The following is a 16,672-nucleotide window of genomic DNA, read 5'->3' as shown; positions in this document are numbered from 1 at the left end:
GATGTCATATTAGAGGGTAGCTTGGTGCGTTTCTTCAAATGAAAAAATTAGATAAATTGATTCTAGGGTCTTTTTTAGGCCCATTTTTATTAACCTTCATCGTAGTGGATTTTATTCTACTTACGGTGAATATGTTAAAATACTTCGATGAAATCTTTGGGAAAGGCTTAGGATTCGGAGTGTATATGGAACTTATAGCCTATTTTGTGGTATCCATTTCTCCAATGGCCTTGCCTTTGGCTGTATTGCTTTCCTCACTGATGACTTTTGGCAATTTAGGGGAACATTTTGAACTTACGGCTATCAAAAGTAGTGGGATATCTTTATTGAGGGCTTTGATGCCTATTGGAGTGTTTGTCCTTATTTTATCAGGTTTTGCTTTTCTTTCCAACAACTACCTTGTTCCCAGGGTTAACCTCAAAACATTTAGTCTTCTTTATGATATTAGGATGAAATCTCCGGCATTGGATATTAAAGAAGGTGTTTTTTACAATGGAATTCCAAATTATAGCATTAAGGTAAATAAGAAATTGGATGATGTAAGGTTAAAGGATATCATCATTTATGACCATACGGCTGGCCAGGGAAATATCAATGTTATTTTGGCGGATTCAGGAAGAATGGAGCCGTTTTTTAATGACCGCTATATGAAATTGACCCTGTTTAATGGTTATAGCTATTCTGAAGAAAAAAGACAAAGGGGAATTCGAAATGAACCAGTAAATTTTTGGCGTACAAAGTTTGATAAAAACGAAATGGTTTTCAGTTTGGATGCATTTCAAATGAAACGTACTCCTGAGAACCTATGGTCTTCTAATAGGTCCATCAAAAACATTAGTGAAATTAAAGTTGATTTGGATTCAATGTCCAAAGAACTCACTAATTACGCCTATTATAATTATGCCAGTACTTCATCTTCCTTCTCATTCTTTACCAGGGATGACAAGTTGGAACCACCTCAAGATTTGAAAAAGCAAAAGGCTAAGATTGATTCCATTAAATCTGAAAAATGGAGGAGGAAGATGGAAAAAGATCGACAGAAAAATTTGGCCAAAAACCAAACCACATCAAATCAATCAAATAGTTCAAAGGACACTGTCAAATCTACTCCCAACTTGGAGGAGGACACCATTTCAGGTTCAATTAAGAATGTCAAAGACACAGTGGAAAATAATTTGAACTTGGCTGAAAATGCTAGTAAGGATACTTTGATGGGCAAAGATAGTTTGCTGCAAAGTGAGGTTGTTACTAATAAGAAACCCTCCGTGAAGGATACTTTGTCGGAGGATAATTTAAGTAAAGATTCCCTTCCCAATCCTAAAGCGGATACCGCAGAACAGGATTCTCCAGCAAAAGCATTTGGGAAAATGGTGGCCAAGGATAAGGAAAAGGATGAACCTGCATTTAAAAGCTTTTCTTCCATACAAAAAGCAAAGGTAGATTCAATAATAAAAAAAGGGGGGTATGAAAGGAGAGGTGCTTCTATTGCTTTAAATAGTGCCAGGACTTTGAAAAACAATTTCTCCCAAAATCAGGTTAAAATTGAAGATATGGCTAGAAAACACCGTAGGTTTCAAATATCCTGGTATCAAAAATACACACAGGCATTTGCCTGTATCGTCATGTTTATGATCGGGGCTCCCTTAGGGGCAATTATAAAAAAAGGTGGTTTGGGAATGCCGGTTCTCTTTTCCATTATCTTTTTTATTCTGTATTACATGTTGACTATTACAGGAGAAAAATGGGCTAAGGAAGGACTTGCAGACCCATTATTTGGAACATGGTTTTCCAATTTGGCATTAATTCCATTTGGAATATTCTTTTTACGACAAGCTAGGAAAGATGCCAGGTTATTTGATCCAGACATGTACAAAACTGCCTTTGGAAAATTGAAAAATAAATTGAAAAGGAGGCGAAATTAAAAATGAAAGTTCCTTTTATAATTAAAAATTATAATTGTAACTTTGTATCTGTTTTAATCAAAAGTATCCATTAATTTAACTAAGCATGTATTTAACACCAGAGAAAAAATCAGAGTTGTTCAAAAATCATGGTAGGTTAAAGTCAGAAAATGATACAGGATCTCCTGAATCACAAATTGCGCTTTTTACCTTCCGAATCAAACATTTAACCGATCACCTAAAATCTAACAAAAAAGACCACTCTTCCCGACTGGGATTGTTGAGATTGGTTGGTAAAAGAAGAAGTCTTCTAAACTATCTTTACAAAAACGAGATTGAAAGATATAGAGCGATTATTGCAGAATTAGGATTACGTAAATAAAAATATTGTAAGGTTCTCCGCGTTGAGAACCTTACTTTTTTCTTTCCCCCATCTATTTAAACCTTACTTTTAAAACTAATCACAAGATTTATTCCTAAAGAAATCGTATGTTACCAAATGTAATTTCGAAATCTATTGTCCTGGAGGACGGTAGAGAAATCATTATTGAAACCGGTGCATTGGCCAAACAAGCAGATGGTGCTGTAGTAGTTAAAATGGGCAATGCCATGCTTTTGGCAACCGTAGTTTCAAAACAAGAGGCAGGGGAGGATGTAGACTTTCTTCCCATGTCAGTAGATTACCAAGAGAAATTTGCCGCTTCCGGTAAAATTCCTGGGGGATTCTTAAAAAGAGAAGGAAGGCTCTCAGATTATGAGATTCTGATCAGCCGTATTGTAGACCGGGCTATTCGTCCGATTTTTCCTGAGGATTACCATGCAGATACCCAGATTGCAATCACCCTAATGTCCTCAGATACAGACGTATTGCCTGATTGTTTGGCAGGATTGGCTGCTTCTGCTGCCCTTGCCGTATCAGACATTCCATTTAATGGCCCAATTTCCGAAGTTAGGGTCGCTAAAATTGACGGAAATCTATTCATTAACCCAACTCCAGAAAAGTTAGAAAAAGCCAGTATGGAGTTTATAGTGGCTGGATCACTGGATCATATCCTTATGGTTGAAGGCGAGGCCAATGAAGCTTCTGAAGATGAAATGGTAGAAGCCCTTCAATTTGCTCATGAGGAAATCAAAAAACATTGTCAAGTACAAAAAGAATTGACCGTTGAGGTTGGTAAAGAAACCAAGCGGGAATACAACCACGAGAAAAAAGATGAGGCCTTATTCGAAAAAATGAGGACTGAACTTTATGACAAATGTTATGAGGTAGTTAGTCGTCAAATCCCAAATAAAACCGAAAGAAGTAGCCTAATCAGTGAGATTAAAGAACAGTTTATCGAGAGCCTGGGAGAGGACCATGAATATGAAGCAAGCTTAATTGGTCCATATTTTGGCAAAATCCATAAAGAGGCTGCTCGTAATCTTACCCTTAATGAGAAAAAGAGATTAGACGGGAGGAAGTTGGATGAAGTAAGACCCATATGGTCTGTGGTTGATTATTTACCATCGGCTCATGGATCTGCGGTATTTACAAGAGGTGAAACCCAATCTGTTACCACCTGTACCTTAGGTACCAAACTGGATGAACAAATGGTCGATGGAGCAGTAATCTCAGGCTATAATAAATTCTTCCTTCATTATAATTTCCCAGCATTTTCTACCGGTGAGGTTCGTCCCAATAGAGGACCGGGCAGAAGGGAAGTTGGTCATGGTAACTTGGCCATGAGAGCCCTTAAAAAAGTCCTTCCCTCTGATGAAGAAAACCCATACACTATTAGGGTGGTGTCCGATATATTGGAATCCAACGGATCTTCTTCCATGGCCACCGTATGTGCCGGGTCTTTAGCTTTGATGGATGCAGGAATCAAAATTAAATCTCCGGTTACCGGGATTGCTATGGGTATGATTTCTGATCCTGAATCAGGGAACTATTCCATTCTTTCAGATATTTTGGGAGATGAAGATCACCTTGGTGATATGGATTTTAAGGTTACCGGAACAGAAAAAGGAATCACTGCCTGCCAAATGGACCTTAAGGTGGAAGGTTTGGACTATAATGTGTTAAAAGAGGCACTATACCAAGCCAGAGAAGGTAGGCTTCATATCCTAAAAGAGATCTCCAATACCTTGGCAGCTCCAAAAGCTGAATTGAAACCACATACTCCAAGATCTTATAATATGACCATTCCTAAAGAATTGATTGGTGCGGTTATAGGTCCAGGGGGAAAAGTGATCCAAGAAATTCAAAAGGACACTGGTGCCACGATTGTAATTGAAGAGGTTGAAAATACCGGCAAGATCAATATTTTCTCCAATAACCAGGAGTCTATGGATGCTGCTATCTCAAGGATAAAAGGAATCGTTGCCCAACCAGAAATAGGAGAGACTTACACAGGTATAGTTAAAAATATTATGCCTTTTGGGGCATTTGTGGAGTTTATGCCGGGTAAAGATGGTCTTTTGCATATTTCTGAAATTAAATGGGAAAGATTGGAGTCCATGGATGGTGTATTGGAACCTGGAGAAGAAATCGTCGTTAAACTTATTGACATCGATAAAAAAACTGGTAAATTCAAATTATCCAGAAAGGTTCTATTGCCAAAACCAGAAAAAACTGGAAAGAAAGAAAAAGATTAATCTGAATCATTAGTATTTTGAACTTATTTTCGATTTATTTCTGTTATAAATAAGTCCTAACTAAAATGTAATTCCTGAATGAGGCAGCTCAAAATTAGCAAACAGATCACGAATAGAGAAAGTCAGTCTCTAGATAAATATTTACAAGAAATAGGTAAAGTGGATCTCCTTACTGCAGATGAGGAGGTTGTACTTGCCAAAAGAATCCGTGAAGGTGATCAGCTAGCCCTTGAAAAATTAACCAAAGCCAACCTGAGGTTTGTGGTATCTGTTGCAAAACAATATCAAAACCAGGGACTTTCTTTGGGAGACCTTATTAATGAAGGAAACCTTGGACTTATCAAAGCAGCACAGCGATTTGATGAAACCAGAGGGTTTAAATTTATCTCCTATGCTGTATGGTGGATCAGGCAATCCATTTTGCAGGCCCTTGCCGAACAATCAAGGATTGTAAGACTCCCACTTAACAGGGTAGGCTCCCTGAACAAAATCAGTAAAACCTTCTCTGAATTGGAACAAAGGTTTGAAAGGGAACCTTCTCCCGAGGAGTTGGCTGAAGTGCTTGAAGTAACTGCCGGAGAGGTAGTGGATACCATGAAAATTTCCGGTAGGCATGTATCCATGGATGCGCCATTTGTTCAAGGGGAGGAAAACAGTCTATTGGACGTGTTGGAAAATGACGGGGAGGAAAAGCCTGATGATGGCTTAATGAATGATTCCCTTAGAAAAGAAGTTCAAAGAGCTTTATCCACTTTGACCCAGCGGGAAGCTGATGTAATTACCCTTTATTTCGGCCTTAATGGGGAACATGCCATGACCTTGGAAGAAATAGGAGAGAAATTCAGCCTAACCAGGGAAAGAGTAAGACAAATAAAAGAAAAAGCTATCAGAAGGTTGCGTCACACTTCAAGAAGCAAAACGCTGAAACCTTATTTAGGGTAACGGCTTAATAATTTCTCTAATTCAATAAAAAAAGGGACTCCGATGTCCCTTTTTTTATTGTGGCTATTTGATGGTTGGCACAATGGCCGGCCACTTTGGAAATGAATAATTTTTCCATTTAGGGAATTTTAACAAGGGTAAACTTTGTTAGAAGGATTAAAATTTTAAAATTTGCCAACCCGAAAAACACTTGTTTGATGAATCAAGAAACAGAAAAAGTAAAAGTACTGATTATTGGCTCTGGACCTGCAGGTTATACAGCGGCAATTTACGCTGCTAGGGCTGGATTAAACCCCATTTTATATACTGGTGGCCAACCAGGGGGACAATTGACCATTACCACTGATGTGGAAAACTACCCAGGGTATCCGGATGGTGTGCTAGGCCCCCAAATGATGGAGGACTTTAAAAAACAAGCGGAAAGGTTTGGTACTGATGTACGGTACGGATTGGTTACGCAAGTGGATTTTTTCCATAATCCACATAAAATTATCGTGGATGACCAGCATGAGATATTGGCCGAGACCGTGATTATTTCCACAGGGGCTTCAGCAAAATGGCTGGGATTGGAAAGTGAAGAAAGATTAAATGGCAAAGGAGTGTCTGCATGCGCCGTTTGTGATGGATTTTTCTTTAGAAATCAAAAAGTAGCTATTGTTGGCGGTGGAGATACGGCCTGTGAAGAAGCCGCTTACCTTGCGAATATTTGCGATAAAGTATATATGTTGGTAAGGAGCGATGAAATGAGGGCTTCTCAAATCATGCAAAAAAGGGTGATGAACAATCCTAAAATCGAAATTCTTTGGAATTCAGAAACTGAAGAGATCCTCGGTGAGGAAGAGGTAGAAGGAGTGAGGGTAAAAAACAATCAGACCCATGAAGTTTCTGAATTGGAAGTAACTGGTTTTTTTGTGGCAATTGGGCACCAGCCTAACACCCAAATTTTTGAGGGTATGATTGAAATGAATGAATCAGGTTACATTAAAACTCTTCCTGGAAGTACTAAAACAAATATTGAGGGAGTATTTGCATGTGGAGATGCCCAGGATCATATTTATAGACAAGCCGTAACTGCAGCAGGAACCGGATGTATGTCAGCCTTGGATGCTGAACGTTATCTTGCCGAAAAGGAATTGTCTAAATTATAACTAATGAGTTTAAAATATATTATTAGTTTAATTATATGTTTAAGCCTGTGTGTGGGACTTTCTAGTCTTCATGCACAGGTTTTTCCACGAATAATCAAAAAAGACAAAAAAAATCCCATCAAAGTCCCCGATTCCAGGAAGCTTCTTCTTTTTGATATTGAAGAGTACATGTTGGATCTTAGGAAAGGGACAGATTCATTAATTTATAAAGATCATGTTGACCTCAGAAGACGGTTGACTTTGGTAAGCGAGGATACGCTTTCCCTTGTATGGGTACCTACCCATCATTTGGTTCAGGTTTCTGAACAAATTCAAATAGATAGCATTTGGGTAACTGCGTTTGAGCATTATTCCTCCTGGGATAGCCAAAGAATAAATAGCTATGATTTTAACCCAAAGGATTTTAAAGATACTATTCAGGTAAAGCTTTACGATTCTTTTTTTGGTACCAACTGGCACTCCCCATTAGAGGATACCAAGATTAACTCTGAATTTGGGTTTAGAAGGTACCGTTGGCACCACGGGACTGACCTTGACCTAAATCGGGGTGATCCTGTTTACAGTGTGTTTGATGGGATTGTCAGGATGAGGACCTATGACCGCTATGGGTATGGGTATTATGTGGTGATCAGACATAAAAATGGACTAGAAACCCTATATGGTCACCTTTCTAAATTTAATGTAGAAGTGGGGCAGGAAATAAAAGCTGGAGAGGTTATTGGCTACGGAGGTAGTACCGGAAGAAGCACGGGGCCCCATTTGCATTTTGAAGTGAGGTATCAAGGGTTATCTATCAATCCTACCGAATTATTTGATTTTTCTATTGGAAGGTTAAAAAGCAATGTATATACCATCACTGCTTCCAGTTTTGATCATGTGATCAAAATGCAACAGGCAGTGTACCATCGAGTAAGAAGTGGTGAAAACCTAAGTGTTATCGCCAGGAGATACGGGACTACTGTATCTCAAATTACTAGAAGAAATAATATCTCTTCCCGTTCTATTTTAAGGGTTGGGCAGAGACTAAGAATCCGTTGAACCTCCCAGGGTTTTCCTTGAAGTGTGAGGCGGGATAAAAATAAAATTTTACATGAAATTAGATATTCTAACCATCGCGTCACATCCAGATGATGCGGAATTATCTTGTTCCGGAACCCTAGCCGCCCATATTGACCAAGGTTATAAAGTGGGCATTTTGGACTTGACAAAAGGAGAAATGGGAACCCGTGGGACCCCTGAAATCCGACTTCAGGAATCTTCCAAAGCTGAAAAGGTGCTGGGGCTTCATGCAAGGGAAAACTTAGGTTTTAGGGATGTGTTTTTCAAAGATGATGAGGAACATCAATTGGAAATAGTTAAAATCATTCGAAAATATAAGCCTGAAATTGTCCTGGCTAATGCTATCTCCGATCGGCATCCAGATCATGGAAAAGGTGGGTCCCTTGCCTCTCACGCATGCTTTGTTAGTGGGCTTAGAAAGGTTGAAACTACTTTGGAAGGAAAAAATCAGGAGGCTTGGCGGCCCAAATTTGTTTACCATTATATTCAAAACAATTATATTAAACCGGACTTTGTCTTTGATATTACGGATTATTGGCCAAGCAAAATTGAAAGTATTAAAGCTTTTAGTTCACAATTTTATGACCCTAATAATAAAGAACCTGAAAGTTTTATAAGTAGTCCTGAATATTTTGATTTTATTAAAGCAAGGGCTCAAGAATTTGGCCATAGCATCAATGTGAAATACGGAGAAGGGTTTACGGTGGAAAGAATGATGGGTGTACAAAATTTGTTTGACCTAAAATAATAAGTCAGGGTTACTACCCTGACTTATTTTTATGGAGCTAACCTCACTCTTTTCCATTGATCGGGACTGGTAAGTAAATATAAAATCCGGTCATGGAGTCGGTTGGGTCTTCCCTGCCAAAATTCCACCCTATCAGGGATTAGTCGATAACCTCCCCAATTATCGGGCTTTTCCATGGGGTTATTTTTAAAGTAATCAATCATTTCTTTTTCCTTAGATTCAAGGAATTCCCTGTTTGGAATTATTTTACTCTGGGGGGATACCCAAGCCCCTATTTGGCTTCCTGGCGGTCTGGATAAAAAATACTTCTCGGATTCCTCCTTACTGGTTTTTACAATATTTCCCTCTATTCTTACCTGCCTCTCCAATTCTGGCCAGAAAAATGTCATTGCTGCATATGGATTATGCTCCAATTCCTTTCCCTTTTGGCTTATGTAACTAGTATAAAATACAAAACCGTGATCCAAACCTTTTAATAACAAAATTCTTGAAGTCGGCCGGTTTTGAAGGTTGACTGTTGCCAGGTTCATAGCACTAGGCTCATTAACTTTAGCTTTAATGGCTTGTTTGAGCCAAATGTCAAATTGTTTAAGTGGAGAATCCTCAATTTCTTCTACCCGAAGCGACTTCAAAGTATACTCGGTTCTTATCGCAGCAATATCCATAAATAGCATTTTGTAATTGGTCATAAAAATACCATTGTTATTGCATTTATGAAATTTTGATCTATATTAAAGTTCAGTTATTTAAAGTATGTTCCATGGCAAACAACTTGAATATGAAACCTAAATCCGGCCAATTGCTTATTTCTGAGCCTTTTTTGCAGGATGAAAATTTTGTAAGATCGGTTGTGCTGCTTTGTGAAAACAATGAAAATGGTTCATTTGGATTGGTCTTAAATAAGCTTTCCATTTTAAAAATCAATGATTTATTAGAAGATCTAGAATTTTTGGATTTGGAGGTATATGTTGGTGGTCCTGTGGAACAAAACACCCTTCACTTTATATATAAAGGTGAAGAAGCCATTGAAGGAAGTATCCAATTGGGAACTGATTTATGGTGGGGGGGCAATTTTGAAGAGTTGGTGATTAAATATAAAGCTGGGAAAATTGATTTAAATAATTTCCGCTTTTTTATCGGCTATTCAGGTTGGTCAGAAGGACAATTGGAGGATGAACTAACTGAAAAAACTTGGATATTATGCGATAATATAGATTCTAATGCCATATTTGAATCCCCACCAGATGACCTTTGGAGGGTGATTCTTAGACAGATGGGAGGGGACTTTCAGGTTTTGGCAAATTATCCCATTGACCCAAGATTAAATTAAATCAAATTTGTTACTTTTGTTAACAGCATATTTGGGAGAAAGTACTCATAACTTATAGATTATGGAGAATAATAAAGAAATGTCTGATGACAAAAAGGTGACCGACGAGGTAATGGAAAATAACTTTGTTGGTAAACAATCCGAAGCGGAGAAGGAAAATGAAAATCAGGATCACCCTCATGAAGATGAAAATCATGATGAGGAGGAACATGACCAGGATTTCAGTCACTTATCAAAAAAAGAACTAATAGTTGCTTTAAAGGAACTGTTAGCCAAAGATGAATATATCAAAGCCGACCCCATTGCCAATGATATCAAGTCACATTACGATGACTATTACAATAAAGAAAAAGAGGAAGCCTTAAAAAACTTTATTGAGGATGGGGGAACTAAGGATGATTTTGAGTACCGCCAAAGTGAGGATGACCGTACTTTTTTTGCTTTGTTTCATGATTTTAAGGAGAAAAGATCTCACCATATAAAAGAATTAGAAAAGGATAAGGAAAAAAATCTTTATGCTAAAAATCAAATCCTGGAACAGCTCCGGGAATTGGTTGATGGAGAGGAAACTACCCATAGTATAAGCACCATAAAAGAAATTCAGCAGCAATGGAAGCAGATTGGACCTGTTCCAGCTGCCCAAAATAAAAGTTTATGGGCATCCTATAATGCCCTTATGGACCGGTTCTATGATAATAGAAGCATTTATTTTGAATTGAAGGAGCTGGACCGGAAAAAAAATATGGAGGGAAAGATCGAGCTTTGTGAAAAAGCAGAAGCCCTTGACCAAGAAGAGGACTTAAGAAGTGCTATAAAAGCCCTCAATGAACTCCATGAAGAATTCAAACATATAGGGCCCGTTCCCAGAGAGGAACAAGAAAATATTTGGCAAAGATTTAAGGCCGCCTCTGATGCCATCTATGCCAAGAGAAAAGCCTACTATGAAAGCCAAAAAGAGGTTTTCAAGGAAAACCAAGTAAAAAAAGAAGCATTAATTGCCAAACTTGGGGATTTTAAAGATTTTAAAGCAGACCGGATTAAGGATTGGAATACAAAGACCAAAGAAATTCTGGAAATCCAAAAGGAATGGGAATCTATTGGTCCTGTACCCCGTGAATGTGGAAAGGAAATTAACAGAACATTTTGGGGCTTGTTTAAGCAATTTTTTCACCACAAAAACCTTTTCTTTAAAGAACTGGACGAAATCAGAAAGACCAATAAGGAAAAGGCCGAAGAACTTATAAAAATTGCTGAATCCTATCAGGATAGTACAGATTGGCAAAATACAGCCAATAGTCTGATCAAATTACAGCAAGATTGGAAAAAACTAGGACCAACCCCTGAAAAAGTCAGGGATGATCTTTATAAAAGGTTTAAAACTGCCTGTGATATATTTTTCGATAATCGCAGGAAAGCCAATAAAGATATAAACAAAGAGTTTGAAAAGAATTTAAGCCTTAAGGAGGAAGTCTGTAAAAAGATCAATGAGCTTGCAGATTCTAATGAATTAAGTGTTGATAATCTTGAGGCATTGGTTGGAGAGTATAATGGAATAGGCTTTGTCCCAAGGAAAAATATAAAGGAGATTGCAGGGAAATTCAATCAAGCCGTAGAAGCTTGTGTTGATAAAATGGATACTGATGGAGAAAACCGAGAGGAGTTCCTTTTCCGTTTAAACCTCAATAAAATTCAAGGGGATCCAAATAGTGACCGGGTATTCAACAAAAAAGAACATGGTATCCGGAAACAAATTGCTGACCTTGAAAATAATATTACACTATGGAAAAATAACTTAGAGTTTTTTGCCTCCTCTCGAACTGCCGATAAATTGAAAGATCAGTTTGACCATAAAATTGAAAAGGCTGAAGAGGAAATTGAAAAGCTAAAGAAAAAATTATCCATATTAAGAGAATTTTAAGGTTCTAATTGCTAGGGAGATAAAATAATCTCCCTAATTTTTTTCTAAATACATTTGGGTTGAATGAGTGATCCCCCTATATTTGCCCTCGCAATAAGGGAATAGCATCCTTTAAGACGCCTAATCCCAATGATTATTGGGTGGGTAAAACAAAAAAAGCCTCCTTAGCTCAGCTGGTAGAGCAACTGACTTGTAATCAGTAGGTCGTTGGTTCGATCCCGACAGGAGGCTCAACTAACCTGAAAAAGATCAGGAAATTATAGAAAATTAAATAACTTATCTAGGATTTTAGATTAAGGAAGTCTACATGCCCTGATGACAGGAAAGGGATGATAGGACAAAAAAAGAAGCCTCCTTAGCTCAGCTGGTAGAGCAACTGACTTGTAATCAGTAGGTCGTTGGTTCGATCCCGACAGGAGGCTCAAAAGGGTAGTAAAAAGCTACCCTTTTTTTATGGATATATTTTTTTCCTCATATTTTCTGACCTAGTTAATGGCTTGTGAAGTACCTTTTTTCTCCTTTAGAAGGATTTTTATTGAACGGTGAAATTATGAAGGGTAAGGAACTTGGGGGGATTTTTTTCGTTGTACATAGATTATTAGCCCCTTTCGATAGCTGATCATCCAATAATTAACCCATTGGTAAAAAAATGGTTTATCTTTTGAAATGGTTAATTTAGTTTTGCATTTTATTTAAATCAGGTTTTATGAAATATATTTATTCTTCATTTCTGGTCATTGCGACATTTTTGACAATTAACCCTTTATTTTCCAAAAGCCCTGAGTTAGTCCCTTCCTCAAAAATTTATCATGAATTGTTAAGGTTAAAAGCCACCCATAGGGTGCTTTACATTGCAGCTCATCCGGATGATGAGAATACAAGATTGATAGCCTATTTAGCCAATAAAACACATGGAGAAGTGGCATACCTTTCCTTGACCCGTGGTGATGGTGGTCAGAATTTGATAGGGAAAGAGCTTGGCATAGGTCTGGGGATGATCAGAACCCAGGAACTGTTAAAAGCAAGAGAAATTGATGGTGGGAGGCAATTTTTCACACGTGCTATTGATTTTGGGTACAGCAAAAATCCAGATGAAACTTTAAATAATTGGGATAAGGAAAAATTGCTTTCAGATGTGGTTTGGATTATCCGGAATTTTCAACCCGATATTATTATCAACAGGTTCAATACTACCCCGGGATTTAACCATGGTCACCATACTACATCTGCCATCCTTTCCACAGAAGCATTTGACAAAGCAGCAGATCCCGCTGCCTTTCCCGAGCAGCTCCAATATGTAAACACCTGGAAAGCAAAAAGGATCTTTTGGAATGCCTACCATTGGGGAAGGCCATATCAGCCCGACCCAGATAAAAAATCTTATGCATTTACGGTTGGGGAGTATAATCCCATCCTGGGCACCACATATGCTCAAATAGCAGCCGAAAGCAGAACAATGCATAAGTCCCAAGGGTTTGGATCCACGGCTTCTTTAGGGGATAACAAAGATTATATTGAATTAATTGATGGGGCAAATTTTAATGAAAACCCTTTTGAAGGTATTCCGAATAAATGGTCAAAAATTGAAGGGGGAGAGACCATTGAAAATGCCATTAAAATTGCGTTGAAAGAATATGATTTTAAAAATCCTTCAAAGAATATTTCCTTTTTATTGAATATCAAAAACCATATGAAAAAGGTCAAGGATAAACCCATATGGCTAAAGGAAAAAGAGAAGTCTCTTGAAGATATCATCCTAAAATCCTTGGGTGTCCAAATTGAATATTTGGCCAATAAAGAAAAATCATTTCAAGGTCAAGAGGTGGAAACTACATTATTAGTGAATAATCCCTCTGGAAAGCCTTTGCAATTATCTTCTTTTCAAGTACTCCAAAATAAAATTCCATTGGAGGGAAAAGTCAGGGACAACGAGGTGAAACAAAAAAGCTTTGATATTACCATCCCGAATTCTTTTCCAATTTCCCAACCTTATTGGCTAAAATCTCCCCCAGTAAATAATCTTTACCAAATTGAAAATCAAAAAGAAATTGGAAAACCATTTAATGACCCAAGCATTTCAGGGAAATTATATATTGAAATAGATAATTGTGAATTTGAAATTAATGTTCCTTTACAATATAAATACAACGATCCAGTAAAAGGGGAAGTCAATCAAACTTTTACCATTATCCCTGAGGTAACCGTTAATGTGGATCAAGAACAGGTTTACTTACTTAATAATGAACCAAAGACCGTTAAAATTGAAGTGAGTTTTGCCAACGGTATTAAAAATGGCGAATTGATTTTGGACGGTCTGAATCCTGATGCCTATCAAATTCTGGAGGAAAAAAAGAGCCCCGAAAAGGGGGTGTCAACTTTTCTTTTAAAGGTAAACGGCAGTACTCCACTTGGAAAAACCAAGGTAAATGTTCAGTTTAAAACAGAAGAGGGAAAAATATATGATAAAGGGATTGATTACATTACCCATAACCACATTCCGAAATTAACATGGTTTCCATATACCCAGTTTGACCTGATCAAGTTGAATTTGAGGATTTCTGAGCAGAAGATAGGTTATATCAAAGGTGCAGGGGATGATGTTCCTGAAGTCCTTGCCAATTTAGGATATGATGTTACCATTTTGGAAGAAGGGAGTTTAACCTTAGATAAGTTCAAGGATTATTCTACCATAATTGTTGGAATTCGTGCTTTTAATGTCAATAAAAGCTTAAACCAAAGTTTTGAAGAATTGATGCAATATGTGGAAGATGGAGGTAATTTAATTGTTCAATACAATACGACAGCTTCTCTAATGCGTGAATCCCCGGGACCATTTTCTTTTTCAATTTCCCGCAATAGAGTAGCGGTAGAAGATTCACCTGTAAAAGTTGACTTTGATGTCCATAAGGTTCTTCAATATCCTAATAAAATAGTTATGGAGGATTTTAATAATTGGAATCAGGAGCGGGGACTTTATTTTCCTGACCAGTGGGATGATAGATATGTCACTCCAATTACCATGAATGATCCAGGTGAAAATCCCACCCAAGGTAGTTTGCTATTAGCTAATTATGGGAGTGGGACCTACACCTATTCTAGTATTTCTTGGTTTAGGTTACTTCCTGCAGGAGTTCCCGGCGCCATCAAACTTTTTGTTAACCTGATCGAGCAAGGAAATGAATGAACCTCAGGCAAACTGGAATAAAATTTATTTTACCCTCCTCATGGTACTGGCCACGTTGATTATTTTATTTTACGCAATGACTAGATATTTTTCATGAGTTCACTGGATTGGATAGTATTATTCGGGACCATATTATTGATAGTTGCCTATGGGGTGTATAAAACCTATGGTCCCAAGGATATAGAAGGGTACCTAAGGGGAGGAAATGATATGAATTGGTGGACTATTGGGCTATCCATTATGGCTACCCAAGCTTCTGCCATCACTTTTTTGAGTACCCCAGGACAAGCATATCAAGATGGTATGAGGTTTATCCAATTTTATTTTGGTCTTCCCCTGGCAATGATAATCCTATCCATCACCTTTATTCCTATTTATTATAAACTAAAATTATATACTGCGTATGAATACTTGGAATCCCGGTTTGACCTCAAAACCAGGACCTTGTCGGCTTTGTTGTTCTTAATTCAAAGGGGGCTAGCAGCTGGGATTACCATATATGCACCATCCATTATTCTATCCACCTTATTGGATTGGAACTTGACCTTTACCAATGTATTTATTGGGATATTGGTTATCATTTATACTGTATCAGGAGGTACCAAGGCTGTTTCTATAACTCAAAAGCAGCAAATGGCAGTCATGATGGGGGGGATGATTTTGGCAGGTGTTTTTGTGGTTTATTTGTTGCCGATTCAATTTACTGAGGCGCTACATGTGGCTGGAAAAATGGGTAGGCTTAATGTGGTGAATTTTAATTTTGATCTTGCAGATAGATATAATTTCTGGTCAGGCATGACAGGAGCTTTGTTTTTGTTTTTGTCCTATTTTGGCACTGATCAATCTCAAGTTCAACGGTATTTGAACGGAAAATCCCTCAGGGAAAGTAGGATGGGCTTGATCATGAATGGTTTTTTAAAAGTCCCCATGCAGTTTGTTATTTTGTTTATTGGGGTAATGGTTTTTGTTTTTTATCAGTTTTATCAACCCCCTGTTATTTTTAATAAGGTTCAAACAGAAAACCTCGAACAAAGCCAATGGAATGGAGAATTTGAAGACTTGAAACAAGAATATTCACAGGTTTTTGTAGAAAAAAATAAAGATATCAAGTCCATGCTGGAGGTCATTGGCAATGGAGAAAATGCCGATTTAAGTCAAATTCAACAAAATATTCAACGAAAATCCAGGGAACAGGAAAAAATAAGGGAATCAGTAAAATCTTTAATCAAACAAAATAATCCACAAGCAGAAACGAGGGATACAGATTATGTTTTTATGCGATTTGTGATGGATTATTTACCTAAGGGTGTAGTAGGATTGCTTTTTGCAGTAATATTTAGTGCAGCCATGTCCTCCACAGCTTCGGAATTAAATGCCCTTGGCAGCACCACGACAATGGATATATACAAAAGGTCTCTAAGAAAAAACAGGAGCCCAAATCATTATTTGATTTCTTCCAAGTGGTTCACCGCCCTTTGGGGTGTTTTTGCCATCTTATTTGCCACTTATGCCACCTTATTTGAAAATTTGATTCAAGCAGTTAATTTGCTGGGTTCATTATTTTATGGAACTATTTTAGGGATGTTTTTGGTGGGATTTTATCTTAAGAAGGTGAAGGGGGATGCCGTATTCATAGCCGCCTTGATCGCAGAAGCTACCGTGCTGGCAATTCATTGGAAAAATGGAAAAGAGCTTTGGGGCATCCAAGTGGATATAGGTTTTTTATGGTATAATGCTATTGGATGCCTTCTTGTATTGGTATTGTCAATTATTATCCAAAAAGTAAGAAAATAAAGGCGGAGATT

Annotated in this window: 12 protein-coding genes and 2 tRNA genes; 13 read left to right on the top strand and 1 reads right to left on the bottom strand. The window is 37.7% G+C overall.

What is annotated here, in order from left to right:
- Window positions 1-38: 38 nt before the first annotated feature.
- From QWY93_RS16395 to bshB1, 7 genes are all read left to right on the top strand, one after another.
- Window positions 39-1,922 (top strand): LptF/LptG family permease, encoded by a 1,884-nt coding sequence (locus QWY93_RS16395; protein WP_290249500.1) that lies wholly within the window; start codon window positions 39-41, stop codon window positions 1,920-1,922.
- A gap of 85 nt (window positions 1,923-2,007) precedes the next feature.
- A complete protein-coding gene (gene rpsO / locus QWY93_RS16390; RefSeq protein WP_290249499.1) occupies window positions 2,008-2,283 on the top strand; it encodes a 30S ribosomal protein S15 in 276 nt (91 codons plus the stop codon).
- Window positions 2,284-2,390: 107 nt separating this feature from the next.
- The gene (gene pnp, locus QWY93_RS16385) at window positions 2,391-4,538 is read left to right on the top strand and encodes a polyribonucleotide nucleotidyltransferase (RefSeq protein WP_290249498.1); all 2,148 of its coding nucleotides are present in this window, start codon (window positions 2,391-2,393) and stop codon (window positions 4,536-4,538) included.
- A 78-nt stretch (window positions 4,539-4,616) separates the two neighbouring features.
- Window positions 4,617-5,480 carry a sigma-70 family RNA polymerase sigma factor gene (locus tag QWY93_RS16380; protein ID WP_290249497.1) on the top strand — a complete coding sequence of 288 codons (864 nt, stop codon included), beginning with the start codon at window positions 4,617-4,619 and terminating at the stop codon, window positions 5,478-5,480.
- Between the two features lie 197 nt (window positions 5,481-5,677).
- Window positions 5,678-6,628: a thioredoxin-disulfide reductase gene (gene trxB / locus QWY93_RS16375; protein WP_290249496.1), complete on the top strand. Its 951-nt coding sequence runs from the start codon at window positions 5,678-5,680 to the stop codon at window positions 6,626-6,628.
- A 3-nt stretch (window positions 6,629-6,631) separates the two neighbouring features.
- Entirely contained in the window at window positions 6,632-7,666 is a 1,035-nt protein-coding gene (locus tag QWY93_RS16370) for a M23 family metallopeptidase (protein ID WP_290249495.1), read from the top strand.
- A gap of 52 nt (window positions 7,667-7,718) precedes the next feature.
- Complete coding sequence (gene bshB1 / locus QWY93_RS16365; RefSeq protein WP_290249494.1) at window positions 7,719-8,435, top strand: bacillithiol biosynthesis deacetylase BshB1; 717 nt, start codon at window positions 7,719-7,721, stop codon at window positions 8,433-8,435.
- A 29-nt stretch (window positions 8,436-8,464) separates the two neighbouring features.
- Here the strand turns inward: bshB1 and pdxH are convergent, their stop codons facing one another.
- On the bottom strand, window positions 8,465-9,124 hold the full coding sequence (gene pdxH / locus QWY93_RS16360; protein WP_353959660.1) for a pyridoxamine 5'-phosphate oxidase: 660 nt from the start codon (window positions 9,122-9,124) through the stop codon (window positions 8,465-8,467).
- 71 nt (window positions 9,125-9,195) lie between these two features.
- On the opposite strand from pdxH, the gene QWY93_RS16355 reads away from it, so the two are divergent.
- From QWY93_RS16355 to QWY93_RS16330, 6 genes are all read left to right on the top strand, one after another.
- Window positions 9,196-9,765 carry a YqgE/AlgH family protein gene (locus QWY93_RS16355; RefSeq protein WP_290249493.1) on the top strand — a complete coding sequence of 190 codons (570 nt, stop codon included), beginning with the start codon at window positions 9,196-9,198 and terminating at the stop codon, window positions 9,763-9,765.
- Window positions 9,766-9,826: 61 nt separating this feature from the next.
- A complete protein-coding gene (locus QWY93_RS16350) occupies window positions 9,827-11,683 on the top strand; it encodes a DUF349 domain-containing protein (protein WP_290249492.1) in 1,857 nt (618 codons plus the stop codon).
- Between the two features lie 158 nt (window positions 11,684-11,841).
- A tRNA-Thr gene (locus QWY93_RS16345) sits at window positions 11,842-11,914 on the top strand.
- A gap of 118 nt (window positions 11,915-12,032) precedes the next feature.
- Window positions 12,033-12,105: transfer RNA gene (locus tag QWY93_RS16340), tRNA-Thr, on the top strand.
- 284 nt (window positions 12,106-12,389) lie between these two features.
- A complete protein-coding gene (locus QWY93_RS16335) occupies window positions 12,390-14,867 on the top strand; it encodes a PIG-L family deacetylase (protein ID WP_290249491.1) in 2,478 nt (825 codons plus the stop codon).
- Between the two features lie 93 nt (window positions 14,868-14,960).
- Window positions 14,961-16,661, top strand: a complete 1,701-nt coding sequence (locus QWY93_RS16330; protein WP_290249490.1) for a sodium:solute symporter family protein — start codon at window positions 14,961-14,963, stop codon at window positions 16,659-16,661.
- The last annotated feature ends 11 nt before the right edge of the window (window positions 16,662-16,672 follow it).

This window comes from Echinicola jeungdonensis (genome assembly GCF_030409905.1).
GTDB classification, from domain to species: Bacteria; Bacteroidota; Bacteroidia; order Cytophagales; family Cyclobacteriaceae; genus Echinicola; species Echinicola jeungdonensis.
This window is presented reverse-complemented; position numbering and strand designations above follow the sequence as displayed.

What these genes read in the sequence shown, in the direction of transcription:
- QWY93_RS16335 (WP_290249491.1), top strand. Translation starts at nt 12,390, where the DNA reads ATGAAATATATTTATTCTTCATTTCTGGTCATTGCGACATTTTTGACA.
- QWY93_RS16395 (WP_290249500.1), top strand. Translation starts at nt 39, where the DNA reads ATGAAAAAATTAGATAAATTGATTCTAGGGTCTTTTTTAGGCCCATTT.
- QWY93_RS16330 (WP_290249490.1), top strand. Translation starts at nt 14,961, where the DNA reads ATGAGTTCACTGGATTGGATAGTATTATTCGGGACCATATTATTGATA.
- pdxH (WP_353959660.1), bottom strand. Translation starts at nt 9,124, where the DNA reads ATGACCAATTACAAAATGCTATTTATGGATATTGCTGCGATAAGAACC.
- QWY93_RS16355 (WP_290249493.1), top strand. Translation starts at nt 9,196, where the DNA reads ATGGCAAACAACTTGAATATGAAACCTAAATCCGGCCAATTGCTTATT.
- pnp (WP_290249498.1), top strand. Translation starts at nt 2,391, where the DNA reads ATGTTACCAAATGTAATTTCGAAATCTATTGTCCTGGAGGACGGTAGA.
- QWY93_RS16370 (WP_290249495.1), top strand. Translation starts at nt 6,632, where the DNA reads ATGAGTTTAAAATATATTATTAGTTTAATTATATGTTTAAGCCTGTGT.
- bshB1 (WP_290249494.1), top strand. Translation starts at nt 7,719, where the DNA reads ATGAAATTAGATATTCTAACCATCGCGTCACATCCAGATGATGCGGAA.
- trxB (WP_290249496.1), top strand. Translation starts at nt 5,678, where the DNA reads ATGAATCAAGAAACAGAAAAAGTAAAAGTACTGATTATTGGCTCTGGA.
- rpsO (WP_290249499.1), top strand. Translation starts at nt 2,008, where the DNA reads ATGTATTTAACACCAGAGAAAAAATCAGAGTTGTTCAAAAATCATGGT.
- QWY93_RS16350 (WP_290249492.1), top strand. Translation starts at nt 9,827, where the DNA reads ATGGAGAATAATAAAGAAATGTCTGATGACAAAAAGGTGACCGACGAG.
- QWY93_RS16380 (WP_290249497.1), top strand. Translation starts at nt 4,617, where the DNA reads ATGAGGCAGCTCAAAATTAGCAAACAGATCACGAATAGAGAAAGTCAG.